Genomic DNA, 24,343 nt, shown 5'->3' with positions numbered 1-24,343 from the left:
GGCAAGTGCCGCCTCAACGTGCCACTCGGACCCGTTCCCGGCAAGACCGGCCCACCAGGCGGCGGCGAATTGATCCGATCAGCAGCCGCAGGCACCGCCGCAGCAACCACCAGCGGCGGGCGCCGGGGCGCCACCACCCCGGCCGGTGACCGCGACCGCGGAAAGAAGCTTGACCGTGTCGGCGTGTCCCTGTGGGCAGCTGGCCGGCTCACCGGCCGCCGCCATCGAACGGTTGACCTCGAAGGTGTCGCCGCAGGCGCGGCAGCGGAACTCGTACCGGGGCATGCCACCCAGGGTACGTGGATCTGGCGGTTGGCGGAGCATGAGTGATACTCGAGAGGTGGTGGACGGCGAGGACGACAAGCGTGTGCAACCGTTACGACCGGCCGCGCCGCTGGACGGGCCGCTGGAAGGCTCGGGAGCAGCGCCCGATCCGGTACGCAGGGTGCCCCGACCCCGCCGCCCCTGGCTGAGCGGGCGTTCGGCCGGCGCGCCGACCACGCCACCGACGACCGCGCCAGCCGAGGCACCCAAGCCCGAGGCCGCCAAGACCGAGGCCACCAAGACCGAGGCCACCAAGACCGAGGCCACAAAGACCGAGGCCACAAAGACCGAGGCCACCAAGACCGAGGACAAGAAGGCCGACTCTCCCAAGACCGAGGCCACGAAGGGCGCGGACCCGAAGGCGGACGGCAGCGCCGGTGATCCGGCAGCGCCGAAGCCGACTGGCGGGTCGAGCGCCGACACGCCGGCTGACGAGGCGAAGACCGCCGCCACGGATCCGGCCAAGACCACTGTGGATGAGATTCCGGTCGTGCCGGCGTCCGACCCGGCCCGTCGGCGGCGGGTTCAGTTCGCGCACGCGGTACGTCTGCCGCCGCGCCGGGTAGCGGCCTCCGCGGCCCGGGCGACACGCGCCTGGTCTCGCCGACCGAGTGGTCGGCTGACCCTGCCCGGCGTCTTCCTGCTGGCGCTGGTGGCCGCGACCGCCGCGGCGGGGGCACTGCTCGTGCCGGCCGCTATCCGCGCACCGCGTCCGGTCGCGGTTGACGCCTCGGCCGCGCCGAACGGTGTCGCGCCGACAGCGGTACCGTCCGGCCTGCCCACCGGCCCGCTGCCCACCGGGCCGCTGCCGACCCTCCCACTGCCCACCGGCGGGTTGCCCGGCAACGGGCTGCCGACCGGGTCGGTGATCGGTGGCCGACCGTCGGACGCCCTGGCCGGCTGGGCGCAGCAGGTCGGGGCCAAGGTCGGTGTCCCGGCGGTCGCAATGCAGGCGTACGGCTACGCCGAGTTGGCGCTCGCCCAGACCAACCGCAGCTGCGCGCTGAGCTGGACCACGCTGGCCGCGATCGGCCAGGTCGAATCGGGGCACGGCTCGGCCAACGGCGCGCGGTTGGGGCAGGACGGCAAGGCGGTGCCCAACATCATCGGGCTGCCGCTGGACGGGAACGGGGGTCGGATGCGGATCATCGACACCGACGACGGGGCGCTCGACGGGGACACGACCCTCGACCGGGCCATCGGGCCGATGCAGTTCATCCCGACCACCTGGCAGGAGATCGGCGCGGACGCCGACAACGACGGCCGCAAGGACCCGCACGACCTGGACGACGCGGCCCTGGCGGCGGGGAACTACCTCTGCAAGGGTGGCCGGAACCTGAGCATCGCGGGCGACTGGTGGAACGCGATCCTCTCCTACAACGATGTCCGGCGGTACGCCCAGGACGTCTACGACACCGCGAACCGGTACGGACGGACCAGTCGGTCATGAAGTGATCGTCTCGATACGTTGGAGAACTGGACACTTCCCCCCGGCCTCTGTTAGCGGCAAGCTAGACGGGTGATGGTGCGCGAGTGGGACCCCAGGACCGCGTCGTCCGCCGAGATCGCGTCGCTGTTGGCCACGCTGAACGCGGTCCTGGCTGCCGATCTGCCGCAGGACCCGCCCTGGCGGGAGACTTCGCTGCGGGAATACCTCGCCGAGGTGATGCCCGGCGAGCGGCGGATCTCCTGGATCGCCCAGGCCGAGCCGACCGCCCCGGGCGACACGGGCGCGGTGCTCGGCCAGGTGCACGTACTCCTTCTGGGTGACATCGGTGTGCTCGAGGTGCTGGTGCACCCGTCCGTGCGGCGCGACGGCCTCGGCCGTGACCTGGTGTTGCGTGCCGCGCGTCGGGTCTACCAGGAGGGCTTCCGGTCGATCGGGGTCGAGGTCGTCGGCGACACGCCCGCGGTCGGGTTCTACGAGTCGCTCGGCTTCAACCGGGAGTACGTGGAGACGCGCAGCGTGCTCGACCTGACCGCGGTGGACTGGGCCGAGCTGGCCGAGATGGCCACCGGCATCGGGTCGGGCTACCAGCTGGAGTTCTTCCCGGGCGGGCCGCCGGACGACCTGATCGAGGCGTACGCGCGGGCCAAGGCCGAGGTGCGCGACGTCGACGACGGTGAGTTGCGCCCCAGCTCCTACGACCCGGAGCGGCTGCGCGACAGCCTCGACACGCTGCACCGGCGGGGCATGCAGCCGTACATCGTGTTGGCCCGGCACGAGCAGAGCGGTGAGGTGGCCGGCCTGACCGAGGTGGTGGTGCCGGCGCAGCACCCGACCCGCGCCGACCAGTACGACACGATCGTCGCGCAGGATCACCGGGGCTACGGCATCGATCGGGCGATCAAGGCCCGGATGCTGCTGGAGCTGCGCTCCGCCGAGCCGGAGCTGATCGAGGTGCAGACCTGGAACGCGCAGGCCAACGAGGCGATGCTCAAGGTCAACGCGGAGCTGGGCTACCGGCCCGACCGGGACTGGTGCGAATACAGCGTGGACGTCGCTGAGCTGGTGCACCGCCTCGATCCGCCGCGCTGAGGAATTCACGAAACTGTCCACTAGGGGATGGACGCTGGACAGTCGGGCACCTTAACGTGCGTTGACTCCCATCCACCCATCGTGGAGGCCCTATGCGCCCGCGCCGCTCAATCGCCGCGCTCGCGACCGCCACCGCCGCCGTGACCGTCACGGCGCTCGGCGTCGCACCCACCGCGGCCAGCGCCGCGCCCACCGACCTGTTCATCTCGGAGTACGTCGAGGGTTCGTCGAACAACAAGGCGATCGAGCTGTTCAACGGCACGGGCGCCGCCGTCGACCTGACGGGCGGCGGCTACCAGTTGCAGCTCTACTTCAACGGCTCCACCACGGCGACCACGATCGCCCTGACCGGCAGCGTGGCCGCCGGCGACGCGTTCGTGTTCGCCAGCGCCTCGGCCGGGGCGGCCATCCTCGCCCAGGCCGACCAGACCACCGGGGCGAGCCTCTTCAACGGTGACGATGCGATCGTGCTGCGCCGGGGCACCACAGTGCTCGACTCGATCGGTCAGGTGGGCGTCGACCCGGGCACCGAGTGGGGTGCCGGCGGCACCAGCACCGCGGACAACACCCTGCGCCGACTGCCGAACGTGGCCGCCGGTGACACCGACCCGTCGGACGCCTTCGACCCCGCCACGCAGTGGGCCGGCTTCCCCGTCGACACGTTCGACGGGCTGGGCACGCACACCGTGGACGGCGGCGGCCCGGTCGACGTGCCGGCCACGCTGACCTGTGGTGGGCCGCTGGTCACCGCCGCCGGCACCGCCGCGAGCCGCGAGGTGATCGCCGCCGACCCCGACGACACGATCGTCGACCTGGCGGTGACCGCGATCAGCCCGAGCCCGGCCTCCGGCTCGATCACCCGGACCGCCTTCATCCCGGCCGACGGGGTGGGCGGCACCGCCCGCGCCACGGTCGGTGTGAGCGCCGACCTCGCCGCCGGGGCGTACACCGTCACCCTCACCGCGACCGACGCGGGCGGTGGCGCCGCGAGCTGCGCGTTGGCCGTGCAGGTCACCCGGGAGCTGACCGTCGGCGAGGTGCAGGGCCCGACCACCGACGCCGAGTCCGGTCCGACCGACCGGTCGCCGCTCGCACCGGCGAGCGGCAACGGCACGAGCAGCACGCTGTACGACGTACGCGGCGTGATCACCCAGTTGACCCTGGCCCGCACCTCGGCCGGGGCGGAGCAACACGGGTTCTTCCTGCAGAGCCGCGTCGGTGACACCGACGGCGACTCGACCAGCTCCGACGGCATCTTCGTGTTCATGGGAACGTTCACCTCGCTGATCGGCGGTTACGTGCCGACGGTCGGCGACGAGGTCGTGCTGCGGGCCCGGGTGTCCGAGTACTACAACTTCACCCAGCTCTCCGGCGCGTCGCTGGTGCGCCGGATCGGCGGCGGGCTGGCCGTGGACACCTCGGTCGCGGTGGCCGACGCGGTGCCACCGGCCGTGCTGACCGACGCGCAACGCTTCTGGGAGCGGCACGAGGGTTCCCGGATGCGGGTTCGCGCGGGCAGCGGCGCGGTGAGCGGCCGGGATGTCTTCTCCTCCACCGCCGACGCGGAGCTGTGGGTGGTCGACCGCGACGACCCGCTGCTGGACCGCGCCGACCCGTACTCTCGGCGGGTCTTCCGCGATTCGCACCCGCTGGACAACGACCCGACCCGCCGCTTCGACGACGGCAACGGTCAGCGGACGCTGCTCGGCAGCATGGGCGTGAAGGCCACCGCCGGGGACAGCGCCGCGCTGCTCCCGCCGGCGCACACCTTCGACACGTTGCGGGCGGACGCGGTGGGCGGGGTCTACTACTCGTTCGAGAAGTACGGCGTCCAGGTCGAGCGGGCGGAGTTCGCCGCCGGGGCCGACCCGTCGAAGAACAACCCGCCCAGGCCGGCCGACCGGTCGCAGGAGGTGGCCGTGGCCACCTACAACGTGGAGAACCTGTACGACTACCGCGACGACCCGTTCGACGGTTGCGATTTCGCCGGTAACACCGGCTGCGTGGGCGTCGACCCGCCGTTCGACTATGTCCCGGGCAGCGATTCGGAATACCGCGAGCAGCTGGCGGCGCTCGCCGACCAGATCGTCAAGGACCTGCACGCACCGGACCTGATCCTCGTGCAGGAGGCCGAGGACCAGGACATCTGCACGGTCTCCGGGGCTGCGCTGAGCTGCGGCGACACCAACAACGCCGATGGCGCTCCGGACAGCATCCAGGAGTTGGCGCTCACGGTGGCGGCAGCCGGTGGGCCCGCGTACACCGCCGCCTATGACCGGACCGGCGCGGACGCCCGCGGTATCACCGCCGCCTTCCTGTACCGCACGGACCGGGTGTCGCTGGCGGCCCCGACGGCGAACGACCCGCTGCTCGGCTCGGCACCGACAGTCCAGTACCGGGCGCCGGGGCTGCCGGCCAACGCCGACGTGCAGAACCCGAAGGCCCTCAACGCGGTGTTGCCGTCGGATGTGGACACCTCGACCGGTCGGGACGGGAACAACGTCTTCACCCGTGCTCCGCAGTTGGGCAAGTTCAGCGTGGCGGCGGCACCCGGCTCGACCGAGCGATTCACCCTGTACGCGCTCAGCAACCACTACTCCTCGGGCCCGGACGGTCGGGTCGGGCAGCGGCGGGAGCAGGCGCGTTACGGTGCGGCGATCGTCACCGCGATCGAGGCGGCCGACCAGACCGCCCGGGTGGTCTACGGCGGGGACCTGAACGTCTTCCCCCGCCCGGACGATCCCATCGCCACCGGCGACCAGCCCACGCCGTCGGACCAGCTCGCGCCGCTCTATGAGGCGGGACTGCACAATCTGTGGGACAACCTCGTCGCGGACGTGCCGGCCTCGGCCTACTCGTACAGTTTCGAGGGGCAGGCGCAGACTCTCGACCACCTGTTCGTCAACGACGCGTTCTACGGCGACCTGGTGCAGGTGCGGGCGGCCCACATCAACGCCGACTGGCCGGCGGAGTTCGCCGGCGACGGGTCACGGGGTTCCAGTGACCACGACCCGCAGGTGGCCCGGTTCCGGTCCCGTGCGTCGTTGACCGTGGCCGACGCGACGGTGGCCGAGGGCAACCAGGGCACCCGGCAGCTCACCTTCAGCGCCACCGTGTCCCGGCCACTGTCGCAGTCGGTGCTGCTCTGCGCCGCCACCGTCGGCCTCACGGCGCAGGCGGGCTCGGACTTCGACCCGTACGCCGGCTGCAAGCTGTTGTCCGCCGGGCAGACGTCGGTGGCGTTCCCGGTGGCGGTGCGCGGTGACCGCAAGCGGGAGGCGGACGAGAAGCTGACGCTGCTGGTGGCCGGCGTGCCCGGTCTGCGGCTGGCCGATCCGCTCGCGACCGGAACGATCACCAACGACGACTGATCCGCCAGGCGCCGTGTCAGCGGCCCGTCGTCCAGACTCCGGACGGCGGGCCGCTCGCCGTTCATCTGGTTGATCCCCCCACCATTCCCCCTCCTCCGGGTCGAGGATCGTGTCGAGGTGCGAGGGATAACGGCGACCCGCGCCGTCATGAACGTCCTCCCGGTCGGCCATCGGCTGGACGATCCGGCCCTCCTGGTCCACCACGACCAGGAAGAGCCCGGCCGCGCCGAGTAGGCGCTCCAGCACGGCCAGGCTCGGCGACAGGCTGCCCGCTTCGACCCGACCTACTGTCGAGGGCGCGACCTTGGCGAAGCGGGCCATCTGATGCTGGCTCAGCCGGACGATGCGGCGTGCCCGGCGTACCAGACCGGCGATGGGAAACCGCCCGACGGTGGGGCCGGGGGGTTGAGGAGGATCGAGCGCCGAGGCCACCCGACCACCATTCCTGCCGCGCCGCCCAGGCTCAATCCCTGTGGATAAACCTGTGGACGTCCGTCATCGTCCGGCGAGGGCGAGGCGAGGGCGAGGGCACGGTTCGCGTCCTTTGCTCTGCTTCAATCGGCGCAACGGGGCGGACCGAAAGTGTTGCGCGGGTTGAAGCAGAGCAAAGGTGGCGCGAGGGACACCGGGGTCCATCGAAGCTGCTCGGAAGCGTCGCGCGGAGCGTCAGATTCTGACCCTGCGGCTCTTCGCGGGCCCGTCAGTAGCGCTGGCGGAGCAGGCCGGCGGCCTCGACGGCCCAGTAGGTGAGGATGACCTGCGCGCCGGCCCGCTTGATCGAGGTGAGCGTCTCCAGCATCACCCGTTCCCGGTCGATCCAGCCGTTCGCGGCGGCCGCCTCGACCATCGCGTACTCGCCGGAGACCTGGTAGGCGGCGACCGGGACGTCCACCGCGGCCCGCACCGCCGACACCACGTCGAGGTAGGGCAGCGCCGGCTTGACCATCACCAGGTCGGCGCCCTCGGCGACGTCGAGCGCGACCTCGCGCAGCGACTCACGCAGATTTGCCGGGTCCTGCTGGTAGGTGCGCCGGTCGCCCTCCAGCGCCGACTCCACCGCCTCCCGGAACGGGCCGTAGAAGGCGGAGGCGTACTTCACGGCGTACGCCAGCACGGAGACGTCCTGGTAGCCGGCGGCGTCGAGCGCCCGGCGTACCACGCCGACCTGGCCGTCCATCATCCCGGACGGCCCGACCATGCCGACCCCGGCGGCCGCCTGGGCCACCGCCATCTCGGCGTACGCGGCCAGGGTGGAGTCGTTGTCGACCTCACCATCGGGGGTGAGCACCCCACAGTGCCCGTGCGAGGTGAACTCGTCGAGGCACAGGTCGCTCATCACCACCGTGGCGTCACCCACCTCGGCCACCACGTCGCGGATCGCGACGTTGAGGATGCCGTTCGGGTCGATGCCACCGGAGCCGGTCGGGTCCCGCTGCTCCGGCACACCGAAGAGCATGATCCCGCCGACACCGGCCTGGACCGCCTCGACCGCCGCCTTGCGCAGCGAGTCCCGGGAGTGCTGAAGCACCCCCGGGAGCGACCCGATGGCCCGGGGCTCGGTCAGCCCCTCCTTGACGAACATCGGCACGACCAGCTCGGCCGGGTCGACGCGGGTCTCGGAGACCAGCCGCCGCACGGCCGCGTTACGGCGCAGCCGGCGGGGCCGGATCTCGGGGTACGACATGAGGGGCCTCCTCGGAGAGGACTACCGGAAGCGCAGAGCGGTCGGGCCCTGCACCTTCGAGCCACGGCGCTGCTTGGCCGGCATGGCGGCCAGCTTCTCGCGCAACTCGACGGCGTAGGCGGCGAGCGCCTCCACCAGGTCGGGCACCGAGGCGTGCGGCGGCTGGACGTCGACCCGCAGGCCGAACTCCGTCGCGGTCTCCGCGGTCTTGGGCCCAATGACCGCAACAACGGTCCGCGCGTGCGGCTTCCCGGCGATGCCGACCAGGTTGCGCACGGTGGAGGACGAGGTGAAGAGCACCGCGTCGAAGCCGCCCGACTTGATCGCGTCGCGGATCTCGGCGGGCGGCGGAGCAGCCCGCACCGTCCGGTACGCGGTCACGTCGTCGACCTCCCAGCCGCGCTCGGTGAGCCCGGCGGCGAGCGTCTCGGTGGCGATGTCGGCACGCGGCAGCAGCACCCGGCCCACCGGGTCGAGGATCTCGTCGTGCGGCGAGAACTCGGCCAGCAGACCCTCGGAGGACTGCTCCCCGGCGGGGATCAGCTCCGGCTGGATGCCGAACGCGCGGACCGCGTCGGCCGTGGTCTCACCGATGCAGGCGATCTTGACGCCGCCGAAGTGCCGGGCGTCCAGGCCGTGCTCGGCGAACTTCTCCCAGACCGCGCGGACGGCGTTCACCGACGTGAAGATCACCCAGGCGTACCGGCCGTCGACCAGGCCCTTGACCGCGCGCTCCATCTGCGCCGGGGTACGCGGCGGCTCGACCGCGATGGTCGGCACCTCGCACGGGATCGCCCCGTACGCGCGCAGCCGGGCACTCATCGCGCCGGCCTGTTCCTTGGTCCGGGGTACGAGCACCTTCCAGCCGTACAGCGGGCGGTTCTCCCACCAGCTCAGCTTGTCGCGCTGCCCCACGCCGACACCGACGGTGAGCACCACCCGGCCGGTGAAGCCGAGCGCGGCGGCCACGAAGCTGTCCACGGTCGACGTGGTCGTGTACTGGGTCTCGCCGGTGCCGTCGCCGGTCACCCCGACGCCTGTGGTGCCGTCGACCCCGGCGGCGAGCAGCCCGTCCCGGACGGCGGCGAGGTCACCGGCGTCCACGGCGAGCGCGAGCGAGCCCCGGCCGACGGCCGTGGCCAGCGCCTCGAAGTCAAGTGCGCTGACGTCCTCGACGTCGGCGGCCGTACGCACACCCGGCAGCGGGACCCCGGCGTAGGTGGCCACACCCTCGGCCTGGCCGACGCCGGGCACCACCTCGAAGTGGGCGGCGGTGCGGGCCACGGCCTGCACCTCCTTGACCACCGAGTCGTGGCCGAACGGGTCGCCGGCGACCAGGTGCACCGCGTTCAGCCCGGAGCGGGCCGCGGAGATCAGCACCTTCGCCACGTCCCCCGGCGCGCCCTCGGCAGGGGTGAACTCGGCATCGTCCCTGGCCTCGGCGCGGACGACGGTGAGCAACGACTCCGGGACTCCCCGGTCGTAGATCACCTGGTCGGCGTCGACCAGTGCGTCGTGGGCCCGACGGGTCAGCAGGCCCGGGTCACCGGGGCCAGCCCCGACGAACGCGATACGGCCGACGGGCTTACGGGTGCGGGTCATTCTGTGCTCCCAAATTGCTGGGTCCCCGGGCCGGTGTGTCCTTCGTGGCCGAGGATCGAGTCGGCGCCGAGCTCGAGGAGTTCGGCGGCGAGTGCCTTACCGATCTCCGCCGCGTCGGCGGGCGTTCCGGTGCGGGACAGCCGGAGGTCACGAGTGCCGTCCGGGCTGATCACCGCCCCGCGCAGGTAGATCTCATCGCCGGTCTCGCCTTCGGCGAGTTCGGCGTAGGCGGCGACGGGTGCGCTGCACCCGGCCTCCAGGGTTGCCAGAAACGCGCGTTCCGCGGTGACCGCGGCACGCGACGGTGCGTGGTCGAGCACCGCGAGCAGCTCGACCAGGTCCTGGTCGTCGACCCGGCACTCCACGGCCAGCGCGCCCTGGGCGGGCGCGGGCAGCATCAGCATCGGGTCCAGCGATTCGGTGATCACGTCGAGCCGGCCGAGTCGGGCCAGACCGGCCCGGGCCAGGACGACGGCGTCCAGGTCGGCCTCGGGGCCGAGCACCCGCGCCAGGCGGGTGTCGACGTTGCCGCGGATCGGGGTGACCTCCAGTTGCAGCCCGAGGGCGTGCAACTGGGCGATCCGGCGCAGCGCGCCGGTGCCCACGGTGGCCCCGGGCGGCAGCTCGGCGAGCGTCCGGCCGTCGCGGGCCACCAACGCGTCGCGCGGGTCCTGCCGGGCCGGCACCGCCGCGATGTGCAGCCCGCCGGCGGCAGCCGTGGGCAGATCCTTGTACGAGTGCACCGCGAAGTCGATCGTCCCGGCGGTCAGCGCGTCGCGCAGCGCGGAGACGAACACCCCGACGCCCAGCCGGTGCACCGGCGCGCTGGAGCGGTCGCCCGCGGTGATCACCTCGACCAGCTCGACGGGGCGGCCGGTGGCGGCGGTCACCGCCTCGGCGACCTGGCCGGACTGGGCCATCGCCAGGGCGCTGGCCCGGGTGCCGAGGCGCAGGGTGGCGGTCATCGCGCACCTCCGGTGGGTGGGGTCGGTTCGGTGGCGTCGGCTCCGGACACCGGGTCGGTGCCGGGGAGCGCCAGGCCGAGGTCGGGGGTCAGCACGTCCGGGACGGTGTCGACAGGTGAGGTCTGCGGCACCTCGAGGTCGAACAGCTCGCGCAGCAGCGCCGCGTACTGGTCGCCGCCAGGCTCCGCGGCCAACTGACGGACCTTGACGGTGGGCTGGTGCAGCAGCCGCTGCACGACCCGGTGCACCGTGCGGGCCACCTCGGCCCGCAGGTCGTCGCCGAGGTCGGGGCGACGCTGGGCCAGTCGGCGCAGCTCGGCGGTGACCACGTCGTCGGCCCGGCCCCGCAGCGCGGCCACGGTGGGTGCCACGTCGGCGCCGCGCAGCCAGGTGAGGAAGCCCTCCACCTCGCCGAGCACGATGCGTTCGACGGCTGCGGCGTCGGCGGCCGCCGGACCGTCGGCGAGCAGCGTCGCCATCCGGTCGATGTCGATCACCTCGACGCCGGGCAGCTCGGCGACGCCCTCCTCGACGTCGCGCGGAACGGCCAGGTCGAGCAGGACCAGCGGGCCCTGGGCCGGGTCGCGTCGGGCCAGCGCCGCGGTGACCACCGCCCGGGTGAGGACCGGTTCGGTGGACGCGGTGGCGGCCACTACGATGTCCACTGTGGAGAGGGTGTCGGCCAGCTCGGTCATCGGCGCGGCACTCGCCCCGTACGACTCGGCGAGCCGGACGGCCCGGTCGGCGCCCCGGTTGCTGACGGTGAGCGGCCCGGCGCCCAGCCGGGACAGCGTGGCCACCCCGAGCGAACCCATCGCGCCCGCGCCGACCACCAGGGCCGGGTGGCCGACGAGGTCCCCGTCGAGGTGCCCGGCGGCCAGCTCCAGCGCGGCGGTGACGACACTCTGGCCGGCCCGGTCGATGCCGGTCTCGGCGTGGGCCCGCTTACCGACCCGCAGCGCCTGCTGCATGAGCTCGTGCAGCAGCCGGCCGGCCGAGTCGGCGCCGGTGGCCCAGTGGTACGCGTCGCGCAGCTGGCCGAGGATCTGCGCCTCGCCCACCACCATCGAGTCCAGACCCGTGGCGACCCGGAAGACGTGGTCGACGGCAGCGTTGTCGTAGTGCACGTACAGGTGGCTGGCGAGCGCGGTCGGCGAGCTGCCGGCCTGCTCGGCCAGCACGGCGCAGACGTCGCCGAGCCCACCGTGGAAACCGGACACGGCGGCGTACACCTCCACCCGGTTGCAGGTGGAGACGATCACCGCCTCGGCCACGTACGGCTGGGCGACCAGGCGGTCCAGTGTGCGGGTGAGGTCGGCGGGGGGCACGGCCAGCTGCTCCAGCGTGGCGACCGGGGCGGTCCGGTAGGACGCGCCGACGACGAGCAGTTTCACGTGCCGATCGCCTCCTGGGTGTCGGTGGCCGCGAACCCGCCCGGCAGGGCGGTGAGAGCGGACCCGCCGGTGGCGGGCAGCGCGGTCAGCGACGCCTTGCGGTGCTCGTGGAAGGACAGAATTTGCAGCTCGATGGCGAGGTCGACCTTGCGCACGTCGACCCCCTCCGGAACCGAGAGTACGCACGGCGCGAAGTTGAGGATGCTCGTCACGCCGACGGAGACCAGTTGGTCGGCGACCTGCTGGGCGGCGGCGGCCGGGGTCGCGATCACGCCGATCGCGAGGGATTCCTCCGCGGCGACCGTCGGCAGGTCGTCGACATGCCGGACGATCAGGCCGTTGATCTCCTCGCCGACCCGGGAGGGATCGGCGTCGAGCAGTGCGGCGATCCGGAAGCCCCGGCTGGCGAAGCCGTCGTAGCCGGCCAGGGCGTGACCGAGATTACCCACGCCGACCAGGGCGACCGCCCGGCGTTGGGTGAGCCCGAGCACATACTCGATCTGCTCGATCAGCAGCGCGACGTCGTAGCCGACGCCCCGGGTGCCGTACGAGCCGAGGTGCGAGAGGTCCTTGCGGAGCTTGGCGGAGTTGACCCCGGCGGCGGCGGAGAGGCCCTCGCTGGAGACGGTCTCGTGCCCGGTGTCGGCGAGGTTGTGCAGCGCGCGCAGGTACTCCGGGAGCCGAGCGACGGTCGCCTCGGGCAGATCCGGGAGCGCTGGTACGGCACCGGCGCGGCCGGGCGCGCCTGGGTGACGGTGCTGACTCATGAGACTCCGTGCGGTGCGATCCTCGGCCAACTCCGCTGGTCGGCCGTTTTTGGACTCCCGCTGGCGACCGAGGTTGCCGGCTGTGCTAGCAGGGCGCGTCGGAGTCACAGCGTAGGCGCTTGTGAAGACGTGCACAAATCGCGATCTTGCCGCTGCGTGGCGCGACCTCACCAGCCCCTCCATTCACAAGATCGATTGAATGCCCAGGTCCACCCACGGCCCCGGGCGATTATTGCTCAATCCCGACTTCTCTGACCAATCCCGCGCCGGGCTGGTCAGGGCCCTCCTGCCGGGGTAGGGGCAGCACTACGGAGGAGAGGCGGGGTTTCGGGATGGGGACGCCGAGCCCAGGTGCCTAGCCTTTGAGCATGACCGCCGTTGCCGCCACCAGCGACCGACCGACGCTGGCACCGAGCATCCCCCGCCAACTCTTCGTCGACTCCGGGTACGTGCTGCTCGGCCTGCCCCTGGCGCTGGCCAGCTTCGTCGTCCTCATCGTCGGCCTCGCGGTCGGCATCGGCCTGGTGGTCACGGTGATCGGCCTGCCGATCCTCAGCGGCACCCTGTACGCCGCCCGTGGGCTGGCCGACATCGAGCGGCTGCGGCTGCCCGCGGTGCTCCACCAACCCCGGATCCGGCCGCACTACCGGCTGCCCGAGGCGGGCGCCAACGCCTGGCGGCGGATCTTCGTGCCGATGCGGGACGCGCAGTCCTGGCTCGACCTGGCGCACGGCATCCTGCGGCTGATCGCGGCGGCTGGCACCTTCGTGGTGACGGTGTCCTGGTGGGCCGCGGCGATCGCCGGCTCGTTCTACTGGGCCTACGACTGGGCCCTGCCCCGGGCCGACGGCGAGGGTGACCAGGACCTGGCGCAGTTGCTCGGCCTGGGCGACTCGACCACCGCAAGGATCGGCCTGTACACCGCGCTCGGGGTGTTCTTCCTGATCACCCTGCCGATCGTGGTGCGGGGCTGCGCGCTGCTCCAGGCCAGCTTCGCCAAGGCGATGCTGACCGGGGTGGCCGAGATGCGTGACCGGATCACCGTGCTGGAGGAGCAGAAGCGGGCCGCCGTGTCCGCCGAGGCCTCCGCGCTGCGCCGGTTGGAACGTGACATCCACGACGGCCCCCAGCAGCGCCTGGTTCGGCTGGCGATGGACCTCAGCCGGGCCCGGATGCAGCTCGCCTCGGACCCGGAGGCGGCCGGCCGCACCATCGACGAGGCGGTCACCCAGACCCGGGACACGCTGGCCGAGCTGCGGGCGCTGTCCCGGGGCATCGCCCCGCCGATCCTGGTCGACCGGGGCCTGCCCAGCGCCCTGGCCGCGATCGCCGGCCGCGGGCTGATCCCGATCGAGCTCCAGGTTGACCCGCAGCTCGGCACCCCGGCCGGGCGACTCGACCCGGCGGTGGAGAACACCGCGTACTTCGTGGTGTCCGAGGCGCTCACCAACGTCGCCAAGCACAGCCGGGCGACCGAGGCCACCGTGGCCGTGGCGCGGCAGGACACCCACCTGCAGGTGCGGGTGGGCGACGACGGGCAGGGCGGCGCGCACCTGGCGAAGGGGCACGGGCTGGCCGGCATCGCCGACCGGGTCCGGGCCGCCGGTGGCGAACTGGCGGTGGACAGCCCGACCGGCGGCCCCACCGAGATCCGCGCCGAGCTTCCCCTGTGAGCGCGAGGAGTGAGCCGGGTCTGCGAGCCCCGCAGTCGCGAACTAAGGAGACGCCGTGAGCGGTCCCGCACCGCGCCGAGCCCGCCTGACGGGCCGGACGTGGTAGACAACACAGCCATGCGCATCGTGATCGCCGACGACGCCGTCCTGCTCCGGGAGGGGCTGGTCCGGCTACTGACCGAGAGCGGGCACCAGGTGGTGGCCGCCGTCGGGGACGGTGACGCCCTGGTCGAGGCGGTGGTCGAGCACCGGCCCGACGTGTCGATCGTCGACGTCCGGATGCCGCCGTCGCACACCGACGAAGGGCTGCGGGCCGCGGTGGAGGCACGCCGGCTGGTGCCGCGTACCCCGATCCTGGTGCTCTCCCAGTATGTCGAGGTGTCGTACGCCGATGATCTGCTCGCCACCACCGGCGGCGCCGGCGGCGGGATCGGCTACCTGCTCAAGGACCGGGTGGCCGCGATCGACGAGTTCCTGGACGCGCTGCGGCGGGTGGCGGGCGGCGGCACGGTGCTCGACCCGGAGGTGGTCGGTCAGCTCTTCGCCCGACGTCGCCGGGACGACCCGCTGCGTGAGCTGACCCCCCGCGAGCGCGAGGTGCTCGCCCTGATGGCCGAGGGGCGCTCGAACACCGCCATCGCGCGCGCCCTGGTGGTCAGCGACGGCGCGGTGGAGAAGCACGTGCGCAACATCTTCACCAAGCTCACCCTTCCGCCGGACACCGAACAGCACAGGCGGGTGCTGGCCGTCCTCACCTATCTGCGGAACTGACCTCCCGGGCCAGGGCCACCGCGTCGGTGAGGGTGTCGGCCACCGGGTGACCGGAGGCGCGCAGGCGGGCCGGGTCGGTGAACCCGCCGGTGTAGAGCACGGCACGGCCGCCCACCGCGAGCGCCGCGTCCGCGTCGTCGATGGAGTCGCCGATCAGCACCACCGAGGCGCCGTCCACGCCCAACTCGGCCAGGTGCAGCTGGAGCGACTCCGCCTTGCGGCCGCCGCCGACCGTGGCCCGCAGCCCGTCGACGCGGGTGAAGTGGCTGGTCAAGCCGTACGTGTGCACGGTCGGGACCAACTCCTCGTGGAACCACATGGACAGCAGACTCTGGCTGCCCGGCCAGGCCGCCATCGCGGCGCGCGCGTCGGCGGCCAGCTCACAGGTGGTCAACCCGGTGCGGTACGCGTCGTGGAAGATCTTGTCCAGTCGGCCGAACTCGTCGTCGTCGACGGCCTGCCCGAGCACCTCGGCGTAGTACTCGGCGATCGGCCGGCGGAACCGCACCCGGTGCTCGTCCGGGGTGACCGTCGGCCCGCCCAGGCTCGCGAACACGACATTGGTGGCGGACACCACCAGGCTGAGGTCGTTGAGCAGGGTGCCGTTCCAGTCCCAGACGAGGTGCGGGGGCGCAGAGGTCATCGGAGCACCATAGGCACTTCTCAGAGCTGCGGCGTGGTCAGGTCCCGCAGCAGCCGGTCCTCCTCGACCCGCCAGTACCCGTGCTCCTTGCCGTCGAGCATCACCACCGGCAGCCGGTCGCCGTACTCCCGTTCCAGCCCTTCGTCGCCTGTGACGTCCCACTCGACCCACTTGTCGCCGGTGACCGCGACCACCCGGTCGAGCGCCGCCTTGGCGTCGTCGCACAGGTGGCAGCCGGGTCGGGTGATCAGGGCGAGTCGGGCGTCAGTGGCCATCGGTTACCTCCGTGCGGTCGGTCGGCGTCGCCGACCGGAGCTGGGTCTTGCGTACCTTGCCGATCGCCGAGTGCGGCAGGGCGTCGACGAACTCGACAGCGGTCGGGCACTTGAACCGGGCCAGGTTCCGCGCGCAGTGGGCGAGCAGCTCCTCGCTGGTCACCGGCTGACCCTGCGCCGGCACCACGTACGCCCGCACAGTCTCGCCGGTCCGCGGGTGCGGCACACCCAGTACCGCCGACTCGACCACGCCGGGGTGCCCGGCAAGCACCAGCTCGACCTCGTGCGGATAGACGTTGAACCCGTTGACCAGGATCAACTCGCCGAGCCGGTCGACCAGGAAGAGGTCGCCGTCGTCGTCGGCGTACGCGATGTCACCGGTGCCCCACCAACCGTCGGTGTCCGGGCCGCCCCGGCCGTCGGGCCAGTAGCCGGTGAAGAGGTTGGGGCCGGACACGACGATCTGCCCCGGGTCGGTGCCCGGCGTCACGTCGGAGATGTCCAGCTCATCCGGGTCGTCGTCGGGGACGGCCTGCCCGTCGCGCCACAGGTCCACCCCGTCCGCGCCGACCAGGCGTAGCCGCACCCCGGGCAGCGGCCGGCCGATCGAGCCCGGCTTGGCGACGCCGCCGACCAGGGTGGAGGTGAGCACCGGCGCGGTCTCGGTGAGGCCGTACCCGATGTGCACCTGATGCCCGGTGACCTCCGTGAAGCGCGCCGCGACCGCGGGTTCGAGCGGCGCCGCGCCGCAGACCGCGACCCGCACCGACGCGGTCGCCGCGCGGGCCGTGGCCGTCCCGCCCCAGGTCAGAAACATCGACGGTACGCCGACCAGCACGCTGACCCGGTGCCGCGCGACCTCGTCCAGCCCTGCCGTCGGGTCCGGCTCGTCGAGCAGCACGCCTGTCGCGCCGTGGTGCACGACCGCGCCGAGCCCGGAGTTGAGCCCGTACGCGTGGAACAGCGGCAACGCGAGGAGAACAGTGTCCGCGGGTCCGACCACCGGCGGATCGATCTCCGCGACCTGTTCGTGGTTCGCGAGCAGCGCCTGGTGCGAGAGCATCGCGCCCTTGGGCCGCCCCTCGGTGCCGGAGGTGTAGAGCAGTACAGCCAGGTCGGCGCCGCCTCGTCGAGGGCGTGGCGCCGGTCCGGGCGCCTCGGCGGTCGGTGGCGCGCCGTGCACGGAGGCGAGCGCGGGCAGCTCGGCGGCCACGCCGGCGACCAGGTCCCGAACGCGGTCGGTGGCGATGAGCAGCGACGCGCCGGAGTCGGCCAGCACGTGCCGCAGCTCCGGGGCGGTGAAGCCGGGGTTGACCGGCACGGCGACCAGCCCGGCGCGGAGGGCGCCGAGCCAGGCGATCACGAAGTCCGGCGTGTTGGGCAGTGCGATGGCGACGCGTGGCGGCGTACCGGTGGGGTCGGTGGGTGGCGCGGCGGCGGACAGGCCGCGGGCGGCGGCGTCCACCGCGGCGTCCAGTTCGGACCAGCTGAGGGTGTGCTCACGCCAGTGCAGCGCGGGCCGGTCGGAGCGGTCGAGAGCCACCCGGCGGAGCCGGTCGGCGAGGTTCGGCGCGGGGTTTTCCGAGTCGTCCTGCACGGTGATCGATTCTGGCACAGCGGACGGCGACGGGCCACGCCCGACGGCCGGGACCACGCCCCGGGGGCGGCAGATCGACAGTCCCATGCACGGGACTGTCCGGTGTGCCACCGGCGATCTGATCGGGTCCTGTCGATGGGACGTGCGACCCCGGCCGCGGGCAGTTCGGCCGCCCTCGTCCGACCGGCCGGCGGGCCGGGTCAGCCGAACGGGTCGCACGCCTCCGACCTGGGCATCCACCCTGGAACACCGGGCCGACGGAAAGTCAATCGCACACGACGGACAACCGGTCCGGCGTCGGTGCGACGGAGCGGGAAATACTTCCGCCTTGTGTAACGGACTTGCCACGCGCGGGTGACGTTGGCCCTATCATCACACGGGTCGGGTCACCCCATTTGCCGTGAGTCGACACCCCTCAGCCCGAGGAGGCCCCCGTGCCTGTGAGCGCATTGGACCAGCACCTCCAGGGGAATTGCCGCCCGTCGGCAACTCCCGCGACCGTCCGACCCGACCGGTCACCCGGTCGGTCCGCCCCGACGAGACCCAGACCGGCCCGCCGCGCGACCGACGGGACGGGGGCAACACGGTGACCACCTTCGGTTACGCGGAACGCCCGGTCGGCCTGACCGGTCAACCGGCCCGCTCCCATGTCAACGAGCGACCAGCGGCCCGTGCCCCGATGGACGAGCAGCACGGCGGCGTCGCGCGGGGTGACGGCGCGGCGCAGCGGACCCGCAGCCGGCCACACCATAACGAGCCACCGCCGCGGCCCGCGGTGCCCGGCGGAAACGCCAAACCGGCCGGCGGCCGGGTCGCCGTACCTGCCCGACCCACCATGCCCGTGCAGGGTCGTCGGGTAAGCGACACACCGGCGGTCACCACCGACCCGGCGGCGGGTGAGACAGCGGTGATCCCGGCGGTGCCGGCCACCACCGCCACCACGCCTACCGGTTTCCCGAGCCGCCCGGACCCGTCCGACCCGGCAACCGAGGTCTGGAAGCTGATCGAGCGGGCCCAGGCCGGCGAGTCCGCGGCGTTCGGTCTGATCTACGACAGGTACGTGGACACCGTCTTCCGGTTCGTCTACTTCCGGGTCGGCAACCGACAGCTGGCCGAGGATCTCACCTCGGACACCTTCCTGCGCGCGCTCAAGCGGATCGGCAGCTTCACCTGGCAGGGCCGCGACCTCGGTGCCTGGTTGGTGACCATCGCCCGCAACCTCGTCGCGGACCACTTCAAGTCGGGCCGGTACCGGCTGGAGGTCACCACCGGCGACGTGCTCGACGCCGACCGGGAGGACCGGGGCCCGGAGGGCAGCCCGGAGGCGGCGGTGGTGGAGCACATCACAAACGTCGCGCTCCTCACCGCAGTGAAGCAGCTCAACCCCGAGCAGCAGGAGTGCATCGTGCTCCGCTTCCTCCAGGGCTTCTCGGTCGCCGAGACGGCCCGCGCGATGGGCAAGAACGAGGGAGCCATCAAGGCCCTCCAGTACCGCGCTGTCCGCGCCCTGGCCCGGCTCCTGCCGGACGGCTTCCAGCCGTAGTTTGTTACGGCGGGACCGACGGGCGTCGATCAACGTCCGCGCAGCTCAGAGTCGGTCCCGCCCGGTGATGACCATCACTTTCTGTAATTTCGGCTCCGCCGGGCCCGTAACCCGTGCCCGGTCCGCCGCGTTTCTCCGGGTGCGACCGGTGGATGTCCCGGCAGGCCCGGGTCACCGAGGTCCGACCGGCACGCCGGCGGCACCTCACCTCCGTGGTGTCACACTGCCGCCCGGTCGCTGGCAACGACGGCGGCCGACCGGCCGTGACCAGCGAGAGGAGGTGCCTGCGGTGGACAGCACCCTCTTCTCCCGCCGGCGCGCGGAGCGCTTCGCGCAGCTTCTCGACGAGGCCAACGGCGCTCGGCGACACCACGTGCGATCTCGCGTGGACGGTCAACTCGCACCGCTCGTCGCAGTGGGTCAGCGGCTCAGCGTCGACCCCCCGGCTGTCGAGGTGGACCAGGACTTCCGCACCGGCCTGCGAGCGATGCTGCTCGCGACCGCCGAGCGGGAAGGGCTGGGCACCACACCAGCGGCGGTCAGCGAGCCAGCCGCCACGACCACCCGCGGGCGGCTACTGCCGGCGGCAACCGCCCGGCGGGCCCGAGCTCGGGGCGCGATCCTGGTCGGCATCGCCGCCGGGGCCATCGCCGTCTCCGGGATCTCCGCCGCCAGCGAGAACGCGGTGCCCGGTGACGCACTGTACGGCATGAAGCGCTCCACCGAACGGGCACAGCTCGCCCTGGCCAGCTCGGACATCAGCCGAGGCCAGCTCTTCCTGGACTTCGCCCGGACCCGACTCGGCGAAGCCGCCAAGCTGCGCGGTGACCGGATCGGCTACAGCGCGGTCCTCGACGACATGGACGCCGACACCCGGCAGGGAGTTCGCCTGCTGACCTCGGCCGCGGTGCAGCGAGCCGAGCCGGGCAGCCTGGACACTCTCAACGCCTTCGTGTCGAGCCAGCGCCGGGTCGTACGCGGTCTGCTCGACGGGAGCACCCGCGTCGACCGGGACCGGACCCAGCGGTCGCTGTTGCTGCTGGACGACATCCGGGAACGCTCGGACGGCCTACGGGCGGCGATCGCCTGCGGGCTGCCGGCACCGACCGCCAGCGACGCCCTCGGCCCGGCCCCGAGCGCCTGCCCCGGGGCTCGCTGACCCGCGCCCCCATACCGCACGTCCGACCGGCCGCGCCACAGTTCGCTGTGTGCCCGGCCGGTCGACCGTCTGCGGCGGATACCCTCGCAAGGGAGCATCCGTCGTACCGGTGAGGAAGGGAATCGTGTGGCGCGTAGCCGTAAGGTGACGGTGAGCACCGACACCGAGGGGCACACCGCGGGCTGGGCGGAAACCGACCTGGCCCCGGTCAGCGCACCCGACCCGACCGCCGCGGCGTTCTTCGACGTGGACAACACAATGATGCAGGGCGCGTCGATCTACTGGTTCGCCCGTGGGCTCGCCTCCCGGAACTACGTGACCACCGCCGACCTGGCCCGATTCGCCTGGCAGCAGCTCCGCTTCCGGCTGCTGGCCCGGGAGCACGCCGGTGACATGTCTCTCGCCAAGGAGGCGGCGCTGGCCTTCGTCCAGGGCTGGCGGGTCAACGAGGTCGAACACCTCGCCGAGGAGATCTTCGACGAGATGATGGCCCCCCGGATCTGGGTCGGCACCCACCAGCTCGCTCAGCGTCACCTGGACGCCGGTCAGCGGGTCTGGCTGGTCAGCGCCGCCCCCGTCGAGATCGGCCGGGTGATCGCTGCCCGGCTCGGCCTGACCGGTGCCATCGGCACCGTCGCCGAGGTGGTGGACGGGGCGTACACCGGGCGGTTGGTGGGGGACCTGATGCACGGACCGGCCAAGGCCGAGGCGGTCACCCAACTCGCCGCGGTGGAAGGGCTCGACCTGGCCCGCTGCGCGGCCTACAGCGACTCGGCGAACGACCTGCCGCTGCTCCGCGCGGTGGGCCGGGCGGTGGCCGTCAACCCGGACGGCGCCCTGCTGCGGCAGGCCCGCCAGCACGGCTGGGAGGTGCGGGACTTCCGCACCGGCCGCCGAGCGGTCAAGATCGCCGTACCGTCGACCGCGGCGGCCGGGCTCGTCGCCGGCGCGGTCACCGCCGGCCTGGCCCTGCAGCGCCGCCGCCGCACCGGCTGAGGCGTCCCAGCCGCCGCGCCGACTGGACGCCCTAGGGGCCGAACGGGTCGGGCCGTCGTTCCAGCAGCGTGTGCAGGGTCTGCTGGATGGTTTCCCGCACCTGGTCGGCGAGGTTGAAGACCACCAGCGGGTCGTCCGCCGAGTCGGTCAGGTGGGCGGTGGGGATCGGCGGGCAGAACTCGATCAGCCACTTGCTGGGCAGCGGCACCATGCCCAGCGGGCCGAGCAGCGGGAACGTCGGCGTGACCGGGAAGTAGGGCAACTTCAGCAGCCGCGCCAGCGGCTTGATGTCGGCGAGCATCGGGTAGATCTCCTCGCCGCCGACGATGGCGACCGGCACGATCGGGGTGCCAGTGCGCAGCGCCGCCGAGACGAACCCGCCCCGCCCGAAGCGTTGCAGCTTGTAGCGGTCGGCGTAGAGCTTGCCGACGCCCTTGAAGCCCTCCGGGAAGACACCGACCAGATCGCCGCCGCCGAGCAGCCGCTCGGCGTCCGGGTTGCAGGCCACCGTGCCGCCGGTCTTGCGGGCCAACTCGGAGACCACAGGCATCCGGAAGACCAGGTCGGCGCCGAGCAGCCGCAGGTAGCGGTGGGCCGGGTGTTTGTCGTGCAGCGCCGCCGAGAGGATCAGGGCGTCCAGTGCCACTGTCCCGGAGTGGTTGCCGACCACCAGGGCGGGGCCGTCCAGGGGCACGTGCTCCACCCCACTGACCTCGGTGCGGAACCAGTCCCGGTAGAGCAACCGCAGCAGCGGGTGGAAGACCGCGTCGGTCAACTCGGAGTCGAAGCCGAACTCGTCGACCTCGTAGTCACCGGAGAGCCGTCGGCGCAGAAACGCCAACCCGTTCGCGACCTTGCGGTCCCAGTGGTCCCCGGGCCGGTCCGCGACCGCCGGCTCGGTGCCACCGGGCATCCCGGCGTCGACCTCGTCGGCCGACGTCGGGGCGGGGGGCGGCGTCGGGGTCGGCGTCGGCGTCGGGGCGGCCTGCGCGGCCGGTCGATGTCCGTTGCGCCGCGCCGGCTCCGCGTCCGGCGCGGGCACCTGCTGGGGTACGTCGAAACGCCCGACCGACTGCGGGTCGCGCCGCTCCTCCGGCCCGCTCATGACTTCCGCTCCCGTACCGCTGAGCGGACCTGCCGGATGCCGTCCAGGACGAGTTGCTCGGCGGTGGCCAACTGATCCCGGGTGACCACCACCCCACCGTGATGGGCGCGGATGAAGTCCTCGAACGCCGCGGCGGTCGACCGGGGCGTGAAGCCGTACTCCTGCTCGAGCCGGCTGGTGTCGACCACCCGGCCGTGCACGAATAGATCGACCTGGTCCAGGCCGTAACGGCCGAAGCCCATGGTGCGGGCCAGCGCGGCGGCCCCGGACAGACCCGGCTCCAGCACCGGCACGGCCACCCGACCCGCGCGCCGGATCGCCTGGGACAGCGACAGCACCCCGGGGCCGGCGACGTTGTACGTGCCGGGATGGTCCTCCACGATCGACCGGTGCAGCACCTCCAACGCGTCGTCGAAGTGCAGGAACTGCAGACGCGGGTCGCGGCCGAACACGGTCGGCACGAACGGCTGCGAGAAGTAGCGGGTCAGCGTGGTGTCGGCGGTCGAGCCGATGAACGGGGCGAAGCGCAGCACCGTGGCGGTCACGTCGGACCGGCGGCGGCGGAAGCCACGGACGTACCCCTCAAGGTCGAGGATGTCGCGGCCGAAACCGCCGCGCGGCACCTCGCGGGGCTCGGTCTCCTCGGTGAAGACCGCCGGATCCCGGAACGACACCCCGTACGCGGCGGTCGACGAGCGGACCACGAGCTTGCGCAGCCGGGGGGCCCGCTGGCAGGCGGCGAGCATCTGCATGCTGCCGATGACGTTCTGGTCCTTCATCGCGGACCGGCCACCGTGCTGCGGGTCGGGTGAGGTGACGAGCGCGAGGTGCACCACCGCGTCGACGTCCAGGTCGGCGAGGAGGCCGCCGAGCGAACCGTTGTCGACGCGGATCCGTTCGACCCGGTCCAGTAGGTCGGTGAACTCGGTGCCGGAGTCCGGTGCGTCGACCCCGATGACCCGTTCGATGCGCGGGTCGGCGGCCAGTCGGGCCGCCACGTGGGCACCCAGGTAACGGCCTACTCCGGTGACGACGACGACCCCCGGGGCACCTGAGGTGCCACCGGGGGTCATCTGACGCACCTACCCCGGCAGGATGGACCGAGCCGGGACGACCACGGCCTGATCACCTGAGCCTCCGGAGGTCGACAGTTTGGCAAGTGACGCCGAACGCCGGGCAGAGAGCCCGGCGGCGATCACTTGCCGAGACGGCGACGCTGGACGCGGGTCTTGCGCAGCAGCTTGCGGTGCTTCTTCTTAGCCATGCGCTTACGGCGCTTCTTGACCACCGAGCCCATACGACAGCCTTTCGATACAACGTGCGGGGCGGACCGGATGACACCACGCAGGTGGCGACGGCGACCGCTTGCGGACAACGGACCGGACCAGTCTGGGCGGCGGGGCGCACCGGTGGGGTCTCGGTCGGGCTCCAGGGTAGCCGGAGGGCGTCAGCCGGACCAACGCGCCCCCGTCGCGGCTGCCTTCGGCTCGCGACTGCGGCGCGCGCAAGCCCACTCCCTACGCCCACCGATGCCGGTCAGCCGGCAATCGGAGGGCGGTGTGGTGGCTCAGGCGGTCTCCTGAAAGGCGCCCCGGAGATATTCGTGCACCGCATGCTCGGGCACCCGGAATGACCGGCCGACCCGGACGGCGGTGAGTTCACCGCTGTGCACCAGGCGATAGACAGTCATCTTTGACACCCGCATGACCGTCGCCACTTCCGCGACGGTCAGGAACTTGACCTCCGACAGCCGTCCGTCGGACTGTGACCCGGCCATGGCTCACCGACCCATCCCATGCCCGGCGCGTGCCAACCCGACGGATGCTCCGGGCCGAGCCGGCGACGCGCGTGTTATCAGTACGGTAGCGGGACGGTTGTGACCGGCGCGATCCCTTCCTGCAACTGATCATGTTTCGGTGGTCGGTTCACCCGATC

The 24,343-nt window shown here is 72.5% G+C and carries 21 protein-coding genes and 1 pseudogene; 8 read left to right on the top strand and 14 right to left on the bottom strand.

Annotation, left to right across the window (positions count from 1 at the left end; all coding sequences use genetic code 11):
• Window positions 1-78 precede the first annotated feature (78 nt).
• Window positions 79-285 (bottom strand): FmdB family zinc ribbon protein, encoded by a 207-nt coding sequence (locus ACLQ3B_RS16060; protein WP_425781454.1) that lies wholly within the window; start codon window positions 283-285, stop codon window positions 79-81.
• Window positions 286-340: 55 nt separating this feature from the next.
• On the opposite strand from ACLQ3B_RS16060, the gene ACLQ3B_RS16055 reads away from it, so the two are divergent.
• From ACLQ3B_RS16055 to ACLQ3B_RS16045, 3 genes are all read left to right on the top strand, one after another.
• Window positions 341-1,774, top strand: a complete 1,434-nt coding sequence (locus ACLQ3B_RS16055; RefSeq protein WP_425781708.1) for a lytic murein transglycosylase — start codon at window positions 341-343, stop codon at window positions 1,772-1,774.
• 72 nt (window positions 1,775-1,846) lie between these two features.
• Window positions 1,847-2,863 carry a GNAT family N-acetyltransferase gene (locus tag ACLQ3B_RS16050; RefSeq protein ID WP_425781706.1) on the top strand — a complete coding sequence of 339 codons (1,017 nt, stop codon included), beginning with the start codon at window positions 1,847-1,849 and terminating at the stop codon, window positions 2,861-2,863.
• A 92-nt stretch (window positions 2,864-2,955) separates the two neighbouring features.
• Window positions 2,956-6,234, top strand: a complete 3,279-nt coding sequence (locus ACLQ3B_RS16045) for a lamin tail domain-containing protein (RefSeq protein ID WP_425781452.1) — start codon at window positions 2,956-2,958, stop codon at window positions 6,232-6,234.
• Between the two features lie 228 nt (window positions 6,235-6,462).
• Here the strand turns inward: ACLQ3B_RS16045 and ACLQ3B_RS16040 are convergent.
• The 6 genes and pseudogenes from ACLQ3B_RS16040 to ACLQ3B_RS16015 form a co-directional block, all read right to left on the bottom strand.
• Window positions 6,463-6,666: pseudogene (locus ACLQ3B_RS16040) on the bottom strand (helix-turn-helix domain-containing protein); the annotation flags it as partial.
• A gap of 268 nt (window positions 6,667-6,934) precedes the next feature.
• The gene (gene hemB / locus ACLQ3B_RS16035) at window positions 6,935-7,918 is read right to left on the bottom strand and encodes a porphobilinogen synthase (RefSeq protein ID WP_425781450.1); all 984 of its coding nucleotides are present in this window, start codon (window positions 7,916-7,918) and stop codon (window positions 6,935-6,937) included.
• A gap of 21 nt (window positions 7,919-7,939) precedes the next feature.
• Window positions 7,940-9,520, bottom strand: a complete 1,581-nt coding sequence (locus ACLQ3B_RS16030; protein ID WP_425781448.1) for a uroporphyrinogen-III synthase — start codon at window positions 9,518-9,520, stop codon at window positions 7,940-7,942.
• Window positions 9,517-10,485, bottom strand: a complete 969-nt coding sequence (gene hemC, locus ACLQ3B_RS16025) for a hydroxymethylbilane synthase (RefSeq protein WP_425781447.1) — start codon at window positions 10,483-10,485, stop codon at window positions 9,517-9,519. The genes ACLQ3B_RS16030 and hemC overlap by 4 nt, the downstream gene beginning before the upstream one ends.
• Window positions 10,482-11,879 (bottom strand): glutamyl-tRNA reductase, encoded by a 1,398-nt coding sequence (locus ACLQ3B_RS16020; RefSeq protein ID WP_425781445.1) that lies wholly within the window; start codon window positions 11,877-11,879, stop codon window positions 10,482-10,484. The genes hemC and ACLQ3B_RS16020 overlap by 4 nt, the downstream gene beginning before the upstream one ends.
• A complete protein-coding gene (locus ACLQ3B_RS16015) occupies window positions 11,876-12,646 on the bottom strand; it encodes a redox-sensing transcriptional repressor Rex (protein WP_425781443.1) in 771 nt (256 codons plus the stop codon). Before ACLQ3B_RS16015 ends, ACLQ3B_RS16020 begins: the two co-directional genes overlap by 4 nt.
• 368 nt (window positions 12,647-13,014) lie before the next feature.
• Here ACLQ3B_RS16015 and ACLQ3B_RS16010 point away from each other — a divergent pair, with 368 nt between their 5' ends.
• Window positions 13,015-14,319, top strand: coding sequence for a sensor histidine kinase (locus tag ACLQ3B_RS16010; protein ID WP_425781442.1), 1,305 nt, complete (start codon window positions 13,015-13,017; stop codon window positions 14,317-14,319).
• 117 nt (window positions 14,320-14,436) lie between these two features.
• Window positions 14,437-15,090, top strand: a complete 654-nt coding sequence (locus tag ACLQ3B_RS16005; protein WP_030329744.1) for a response regulator transcription factor — start codon at window positions 14,437-14,439, stop codon at window positions 15,088-15,090.
• Here the strand turns inward: ACLQ3B_RS16005 and ACLQ3B_RS16000 are convergent.
• Genes ACLQ3B_RS16000 through ACLQ3B_RS15990 form a run of 3 tightly spaced genes read right to left on the bottom strand, consistent with a single transcriptional unit; the run spans window position 15,071 to window position 17,692 of the window.
• A complete protein-coding gene (locus ACLQ3B_RS16000; RefSeq protein ID WP_327042033.1) occupies window positions 15,071-15,733 on the bottom strand; it encodes an HAD family hydrolase in 663 nt (220 codons plus the stop codon). The two genes, ACLQ3B_RS16005 and ACLQ3B_RS16000, sit on opposite strands and share 20 nt — an antisense overlap.
• Window positions 15,734-15,753: 20 nt before the next feature.
• Window positions 15,754-16,008: a glutaredoxin family protein gene (locus ACLQ3B_RS15995; protein ID WP_030329740.1), complete on the bottom strand. Its 255-nt coding sequence runs from the start codon at window positions 16,006-16,008 to the stop codon at window positions 15,754-15,756.
• Window positions 15,998-17,692, bottom strand: a complete 1,695-nt coding sequence (locus ACLQ3B_RS15990; protein WP_425781440.1) for an AMP-binding protein — start codon at window positions 17,690-17,692, stop codon at window positions 15,998-16,000. Before ACLQ3B_RS15990 ends, ACLQ3B_RS15995 begins: the two co-directional genes overlap by 11 nt.
• Before the next feature lie 499 nt (window positions 17,693-18,191).
• Between ACLQ3B_RS15990 and ACLQ3B_RS15985 the strand changes: the two genes are divergently transcribed.
• The 3 genes from ACLQ3B_RS15985 (at window position 18,192) to ACLQ3B_RS15975 (ending at window position 21,303) form a co-directional block, all read left to right on the top strand.
• Window positions 18,192-19,148, top strand: a complete 957-nt coding sequence (locus ACLQ3B_RS15985) for an ECF subfamily RNA polymerase sigma factor, BldN family (protein WP_425781439.1) — start codon at window positions 18,192-18,194, stop codon at window positions 19,146-19,148.
• Between the two features lie 289 nt (window positions 19,149-19,437).
• On the top strand, window positions 19,438-20,307 hold the full coding sequence (locus ACLQ3B_RS15980) for a DUF5667 domain-containing protein (RefSeq protein WP_425781437.1): 870 nt from the start codon (window positions 19,438-19,440) through the stop codon (window positions 20,305-20,307).
• A gap of 126 nt (window positions 20,308-20,433) precedes the next feature.
• Window positions 20,434-21,303 carry an HAD family hydrolase gene (locus tag ACLQ3B_RS15975; protein WP_425781435.1) on the top strand — a complete coding sequence of 290 codons (870 nt, stop codon included), beginning with the start codon at window positions 20,434-20,436 and terminating at the stop codon, window positions 21,301-21,303.
• Window positions 21,304-21,334: 31 nt separating this feature from the next.
• On the opposite strand, the gene ACLQ3B_RS15970 is transcribed toward ACLQ3B_RS15975, so the two are convergent.
• The 4 genes from ACLQ3B_RS15970 to ACLQ3B_RS15955 form a co-directional block, all read right to left on the bottom strand.
• Window positions 21,335-22,216, bottom strand: coding sequence for a lysophospholipid acyltransferase family protein (locus ACLQ3B_RS15970; RefSeq protein ID WP_425781704.1), 882 nt, complete (start codon window positions 22,214-22,216; stop codon window positions 21,335-21,337).
• A 188-nt stretch (window positions 22,217-22,404) separates the two neighbouring features.
• A complete protein-coding gene (locus tag ACLQ3B_RS15965; RefSeq protein ID WP_425781433.1) occupies window positions 22,405-23,481 on the bottom strand; it encodes an NAD-dependent epimerase/dehydratase family protein in 1,077 nt (358 codons plus the stop codon).
• A gap of 122 nt (window positions 23,482-23,603) precedes the next feature.
• On the bottom strand, window positions 23,604-23,705 hold the full coding sequence (locus ACLQ3B_RS15960) for a 30S ribosomal protein bS22 (RefSeq protein WP_007465623.1): 102 nt from the start codon (window positions 23,703-23,705) through the stop codon (window positions 23,604-23,606).
• Window positions 23,706-23,975: 270 nt separating this feature from the next.
• Window positions 23,976-24,185, bottom strand: coding sequence for a helix-turn-helix domain-containing protein (locus tag ACLQ3B_RS15955; protein ID WP_007465625.1), 210 nt, complete (start codon window positions 24,183-24,185; stop codon window positions 23,976-23,978).
• Between the last annotated feature and the right edge of the window lie 158 nt (window positions 24,186-24,343).

This window comes from Micromonospora sp. DT53, assembly GCF_049841535.1.
Classification (GTDB): Bacteria; Actinomycetota; Actinomycetes; order Mycobacteriales; family Micromonosporaceae; genus Micromonospora.
Note: the sequence above shows the minus strand (reverse complement) of the source record. Positions and strands in the feature narration are given on the sequence as shown.

Excerpts from the sequence above, each read along its gene's own strand:
- ACLQ3B_RS16060 (WP_425781454.1), bottom strand. The coding sequence starts at position 285 with ATGCCCCGGTACGAGTTCCGCTGCCGCGCCTGCGGCGACACCTTCGAG.
- ACLQ3B_RS16050 (WP_425781706.1), top strand. The coding sequence starts at position 1,847 with ATGGTGCGCGAGTGGGACCCCAGGACCGCGTCGTCCGCCGAGATCGCG.
- ACLQ3B_RS16045 (WP_425781452.1), top strand. The coding sequence starts at position 2,956 with ATGCGCCCGCGCCGCTCAATCGCCGCGCTCGCGACCGCCACCGCCGCC.
- hemB (WP_425781450.1), bottom strand. The coding sequence starts at position 7,918 with ATGTCGTACCCCGAGATCCGGCCCCGCCGGCTGCGCCGTAACGCGGCC.
- ACLQ3B_RS16030 (WP_425781448.1), bottom strand. The coding sequence starts at position 9,520 with ATGACCCGCACCCGTAAGCCCGTCGGCCGTATCGCGTTCGTCGGGGCT.
- hemC (WP_425781447.1), bottom strand. The coding sequence starts at position 10,485 with ATGACCGCCACCCTGCGCCTCGGCACCCGGGCCAGCGCCCTGGCGATG.
- ACLQ3B_RS16015 (WP_425781443.1), bottom strand. The coding sequence starts at position 12,646 with ATGAGTCAGCACCGTCACCCAGGCGCGCCCGGCCGCGCCGGTGCCGTA.
- ACLQ3B_RS16010 (WP_425781442.1), top strand. The coding sequence starts at position 13,015 with ATGACCGCCGTTGCCGCCACCAGCGACCGACCGACGCTGGCACCGAGC.
- ACLQ3B_RS16005 (WP_030329744.1), top strand. The coding sequence starts at position 14,437 with ATGCGCATCGTGATCGCCGACGACGCCGTCCTGCTCCGGGAGGGGCTG.
- ACLQ3B_RS16000 (WP_327042033.1), bottom strand. The coding sequence starts at position 15,733 with ATGACCTCTGCGCCCCCGCACCTCGTCTGGGACTGGAACGGCACCCTG.
- ACLQ3B_RS15995 (WP_030329740.1), bottom strand. The coding sequence starts at position 16,008 with ATGGCCACTGACGCCCGACTCGCCCTGATCACCCGACCCGGCTGCCAC.
- ACLQ3B_RS15990 (WP_425781440.1), bottom strand. The coding sequence starts at position 17,692 with ATGGGACTGTCGATCTGCCGCCCCCGGGGCGTGGTCCCGGCCGTCGGG.
- ACLQ3B_RS15970 (WP_425781704.1), bottom strand. The coding sequence starts at position 22,216 with ATGCCCGGTGGCACCGAGCCGGCGGTCGCGGACCGGCCCGGGGACCAC.
- ACLQ3B_RS15965 (WP_425781433.1), bottom strand. The coding sequence starts at position 23,481 with ATGACCCCCGGTGGCACCTCAGGTGCCCCGGGGGTCGTCGTCGTCACC.
- ACLQ3B_RS15960 (WP_007465623.1), bottom strand. The coding sequence starts at position 23,705 with ATGGGCTCGGTGGTCAAGAAGCGCCGTAAGCGCATGGCTAAGAAGAAG.
- ACLQ3B_RS15955 (WP_007465625.1), bottom strand. The coding sequence starts at position 24,185 with ATGGCCGGGTCACAGTCCGACGGACGGCTGTCGGAGGTCAAGTTCCTG.